At 55.9% G+C, this 4,204-nt stretch carries 5 protein-coding genes and 1 pseudogene; 2 read left to right on the forward strand and 4 right to left on the reverse strand.

All coding sequences use genetic code 11. The features are described from left to right. Positions 1-240: pseudogene (locus tag HUV26_RS15650) on the reverse strand (AAA family ATPase); the annotation flags it as partial. Between the two features lie 87 nt (positions 241-327). Between HUV26_RS15650 and HUV26_RS15655 the strand changes: the two are divergent. Further along, complete coding sequence (locus tag HUV26_RS15655; protein ID WP_174411083.1) at positions 328-615, forward strand: CopG family ribbon-helix-helix protein; 288 nt, start codon at positions 328-330, stop codon at positions 613-615. Next, on the forward strand, positions 612-917 hold the full coding sequence (locus HUV26_RS15660; protein WP_174411084.1) for a type II toxin-antitoxin system RelE/ParE family toxin: 306 nt from the start codon (positions 612-614) through the stop codon (positions 915-917). Before HUV26_RS15655 ends, HUV26_RS15660 begins: the two co-directional genes overlap by 4 nt. Positions 918-931: 14 nt before the next feature. Here the strand turns inward: HUV26_RS15660 and HUV26_RS15665 are convergent, their stop codons facing one another. From HUV26_RS15665 to HUV26_RS15675, 3 genes are all read right to left on the reverse strand, one after another. Beyond that, positions 932-2,191: a hypothetical protein gene (locus HUV26_RS15665; RefSeq protein WP_174411085.1), complete on the reverse strand. Its 1,260-nt coding sequence runs from the start codon at positions 2,189-2,191 to the stop codon at positions 932-934. Between the two features lie 80 nt (positions 2,192-2,271). Then, positions 2,272-3,033: an ERF family protein gene (locus HUV26_RS15670; RefSeq protein WP_174411086.1), complete on the reverse strand. Its 762-nt coding sequence runs from the start codon at positions 3,031-3,033 to the stop codon at positions 2,272-2,274. A gap of 154 nt (positions 3,034-3,187) precedes the next feature. Then, on the reverse strand, positions 3,188-3,430 hold the full coding sequence (locus HUV26_RS15675; RefSeq protein WP_174411087.1) for a hypothetical protein: 243 nt from the start codon (positions 3,428-3,430) through the stop codon (positions 3,188-3,190). Between the last annotated feature and the right edge of the window lie 774 nt (positions 3,431-4,204).

A 4,204-nucleotide genomic window follows, 5' to 3' on the forward strand; every position in this document is an offset into this window, starting at 1 on the left:
TGTCTTGCCGCTGCCCGTGGGCCCGAAGATGTACAGGGGATCGGCGCGTTCTGCCGGGGCGGTGAGCAGCCAGACCACGATTTCGCGCATGGAATCATGGAACAGATAGTCCGGGTCCAGACGAGGTGTGAAGCTGCACGGGGCGCTAAACCCCTTGATCATACGGCCCGAAGGACTGCCGCTGAAGAGGTCTCCGGCATCCATGTCGATGACGGTAAGGTGGTCAAGATCGTTCTGCATGAGTGTGGGCTCCTTGTTGTGGTGAGAGGAAATTGACAGGCCATGTGTTACGCTGTACTTTTCGTGTACATAGAGAGGAGTAACGTAATGCCTGAAAGCACCTTTACATTTCGGGTGGAAGACACCCTGAAGGCGGCGTTTGCCGATGCGGCCAAGCAACGGGATCGAACCGCTGCCCAGTTGTTGCGAGATTTTATGCGTAGCTATGTGGTGGAAACCCAGAGTTCTGATCCCGCCTATGACGCCTGGCTGCACAGAAAGGCTGAGGCCGGGGAACGGGATTACCGTGCAGGACGTGTGATTTCTCAGGAAGAAGCCACGGCCAAGGCTGCGCAGCGTAAGGCCGCGATCCTCAGCCAGCACGAGACCCTATGAAGGTGGTCTGGACTGAGGCAGCGGACACGGACCGTGAGCGCATAGTCCTGTTCATCGCTGCGGATAATCCACACGCCGCCATCGAACTGGACGCACTTTTTACCGCTGCAGCAGACTCTTTGGCCGCGCTACCCTTCAGAGGACGCATAGGACGGGTGGCGGGCACGCGGGAACTGGTCGTGCACAAGAACTATATCCTTGTGTACGGGCACGATGCGCTCCGGGCTACGCTTTATATCAAAGCGGTTGTTCATGCCGCCTTGCAATATCCTCCTGAATCGGTTGCGCCTGATAGACCATAGCGCTTTGGTCATCCTCAGCCCGCTGCCACTGCATTAAGCCTTCTGCTCACCCACAGCCGCTGCGAAGGCTTTCCGGTCCTAGTCACCCGTGCGAGCAGTTCTTCGGCTTCTTCATCGCCAAGAGTGCCGCGCAGTTCCATATCCAATTTTGCGGAATCGATGGTTTTACGGCCAGCCTGACTGGAGATTTTGAAGCGGAATCCTGCCGTAGCAAGCCACTCTGTAGTGGTATCCATACCCCCCACAGAAGCGTAGAACGAACGCAGCCGGTCTTCTTCTGCGGCGATGGAATCCTCCAGATCATTCCTGCAGGATTTTAGGTCAGCGAGTTTCTGCAGGGCGTGGTCATATGCCGGGTCATCCAGTTCCTGCACCGTGAACTTGGGACAGCCCTCTGAATGGTCACACCAGTCACACAGGGGATGAAACCCCTTGCAGTAGTCCACGGTGTTGATGGATTCAGTTCCATCCCAGACCCGCCGGGCAGTGGTCCAGATGTCCCCGGCAATGCGCTGGCACATGCCGAGCATGGTGGCATCGGGCTGGTATGGCCCAAAGGCACGGGCATCGGACATGGACAGGCAGAGCACCCAGCCTTCAATGTCCATGCTGTCCGCCTGACGCGGCAGGGAAATGCCGAACAGAAGCTTGGCTGCCTGCGGGAAGGTCAGGTGCTCGAAGACGGTGTTGCCGTCCGCATCCCGCATGGCAAAGATCGGTTCCGACCAGTGGGTCTTGAGCAGGCCCAGTTGTCCGTAAAACTGGGTTTCGTAAGCCGTGTACAGGGTGTCCGGAATACGCTCAGTGCTTTTCAGTTCCAGAATCCGTATGGCGGGCCTGGGCCAGCCCCAGACGAGCGTGAAATCGAGGTGAGCCCGGATAGGGACGCCGTCATGCTCCACGGCGACTTCCAGTTGATGCAGAAGGTTTGCGCCGTTGGCGTGCAGCACCTTGGCAAGCCCCGCCTCCATCCAGTGCCCGCGCTGCAGGATAAGATGACGTCGCAGCGCCGTTCGGATGCGTTCATGCTCTCCTGCCCGGTACCATTCCCCAATATCCTGCGTGCTGGGCGTGCGGGCCATGTGCAGTTTCCCTGCCACGGCAGCCCGCAGGCATTCCGCTCCTTTGCCGATGTCGGACATGCCCACGTATGCGGAGCGGTCCCCAAGCTGTGCGGCGGTATGATGGTTATCGTGGGCAATGAGCCCTCGTGCGACCTGCGCCAAGAGCGCAAGGCCCTTGTCCTGATGCGTGTTGCTTTCGTTGTTGTCCATGAATTCCTCCCATGAAACGGAAAAGCCCCCGGTGTGGGGGACTTTTCGTAGCGTTGCTTGTTGCAAGTATACCAGCAGGGTCAGGCGGCTTGGGCATCGGCGTACCGCCACCAGACCTTGCGGGTTCCATCCCAACGAAAACCAGCCTCCTGCAAAAGCGCCTTCTTGCTCCGGGTGTCGCCGGAGGCCGTGACGCAGGTGCGTCCGTCCTGTGCCTGAACGGTCTGGTAGGTGATGCCGTCTATGCGGGGCAATGCGGCCAATGCTGCCCCTGGACGTTCTTCCTGCTTCTCGCTGCGCTGCGCCGGTGGTTGTGGTGCGGCTGTCGCCATCGTTCCGCTACGGGCAGGAGATGCCTGTGCAGATTCCTTTCGTGGCCCTGGAGCTACCTGTACTTTGGCCGGACGGTTTCCGCTTCTGGGCATGGCCCCTTCGGCGTCATCGTCCGCTTCAGTGACCAGACCCACCATGGTGGCGAGGCCATAGCGCCGTGCGTAGGTCAGTGCGGAGCCGTATCCTTGCGGGTCGGCCTTCGGAAGCGGCATGACCATGAGGAAAGATTGCCACTGGCCAGATTCTGCGTGGACAAGCTTCGTGACAAGACCGAGGTGGCCTGTTTCCACCGGCACGGGATACTGCGCAACCCAGATGCCGTTGGCGATGAGCCCCTCACGGCAGGCATCCATGACGGAGTTCAGCGTAGCGTAGCGCTTGTTGACGAAAGGGTTTTCGGCATCCTTGGGCGCCGGAGACAGGGACTGCTGCACCCGCAGCATGGCCTTGGCCAGTTCGGTGATGGTCGGGGAAGACTCGGAAGAAAAAGACGGATAAGAGTAATCCATTGCTACCTCCACGATTTGGGAAGTTCCCCTGCCGCACGAGGCGGCAGTGACAAAAAGCTGTCATTTCGAGGAGGTAATATATATCTGGAATTTTTTGATTAACGTGGAGTTAAAGAGCAAACGGATGATAGAGCCTCCAGCCTGTTCGCAGATGTCAGGCATCCTCTAGTTGGGTGAACCACCAACTCAAGAAAGGGTCGCGCACGATAAGAATTTTGCGATTTCCATCTTTTTTGAAGCACCCCTGAGGGATTTTCTTCCGTTCTGGAACATTTCGGCAGGCTCGCAGATTCTGAATAGTGCGCCATCTAATGGCATTCCCGGTTAGTTGATCAATTTCAACCCCCGCGAAGACAGGAGGCAAGTGATCTTGCATCTGCGCTAGCAGTTCGTTCATGATGAATCCTCCGTTCTCATGCTTGTTCTACACGATTACGGAGCTGTTATTTTTTTTCATATTTTCGGCTAGATAGTGGAGATGGTCCCCAGTTTTTGTTTGCTTGTTGCCTTGCACGCTAGGCTTGGTTGCGCATAGCGGAGAAGCTGGTCTGTGATTCGGCGGAAAAGTGGCCACCGATTGCGGCTGAAACTGCTCCAAAACGATACATGTTTCATCAAGGCAGGTTTATTGTCGCTGTTGCGGGCAAAGTTCCCGACTGCTCATGGCAATGGCAGTGGAGTAGCTACCGAGGCCCCAGGCACGGTTTACACTCGGTCCTGCGCCCGAGCAGGAGTCTGAAGCCGGATAGGCGATGGCAAAAAGATGCCCGGAGCGGTTCGCCGTTCCGGGCGTCTGACCTTGCGGCCTCATTTTTTCTCCTGAAACACCGTATCGGGGCAATTAATCCTCGGAAAACGCTTCTCCGTGCCAGGGTACGATGTGCGCATCGCACCTTCCAGCTAATCTTCAGATTTCAAGCAGAAGAATTCTCGGTATTAGGAAGTATCTTATTCTTCTTTATTCAATAGTAATAGATTGTAACACCATTATAAAGACAAACAAACTCTATACTATTACTATTATAAGATAAGATAACGTAACGTAATATACTACACATACACAAGAAAGAACAAACCAATAACGATGATCAAGACTCAATGACCCATTGCCCAACAAGGAGCAATGGGGCACTCATGCGTAATCATCTTCGTATTAATTTTCATAGCAAGG

This window comes from Desulfovibrio psychrotolerans, from assembly GCF_013340305.1.
Classification (GTDB): domain Bacteria; phylum Desulfobacterota; class Desulfovibrionia; order Desulfovibrionales; family Desulfovibrionaceae; genus Halodesulfovibrio; species Halodesulfovibrio psychrotolerans.

Excerpts from the sequence above, each read along its gene's own strand:
- HUV26_RS15655 (WP_174411083.1), top strand. The coding sequence starts at position 328 with ATGCCTGAAAGCACCTTTACATTTCGGGTGGAAGACACCCTGAAGGCG.
- HUV26_RS15670 (WP_174411086.1), bottom strand. The coding sequence starts at position 3,033 with ATGGATTACTCTTATCCGTCTTTTTCTTCCGAGTCTTCCCCGACCATC.
- HUV26_RS15665 (WP_174411085.1), bottom strand. The coding sequence starts at position 2,191 with ATGGACAACAACGAAAGCAACACGCATCAGGACAAGGGCCTTGCGCTC.
- HUV26_RS15660 (WP_174411084.1), top strand. The coding sequence starts at position 612 with ATGAAGGTGGTCTGGACTGAGGCAGCGGACACGGACCGTGAGCGCATA.
- HUV26_RS15675 (WP_174411087.1), bottom strand. The coding sequence starts at position 3,430 with ATGAACGAACTGCTAGCGCAGATGCAAGATCACTTGCCTCCTGTCTTC.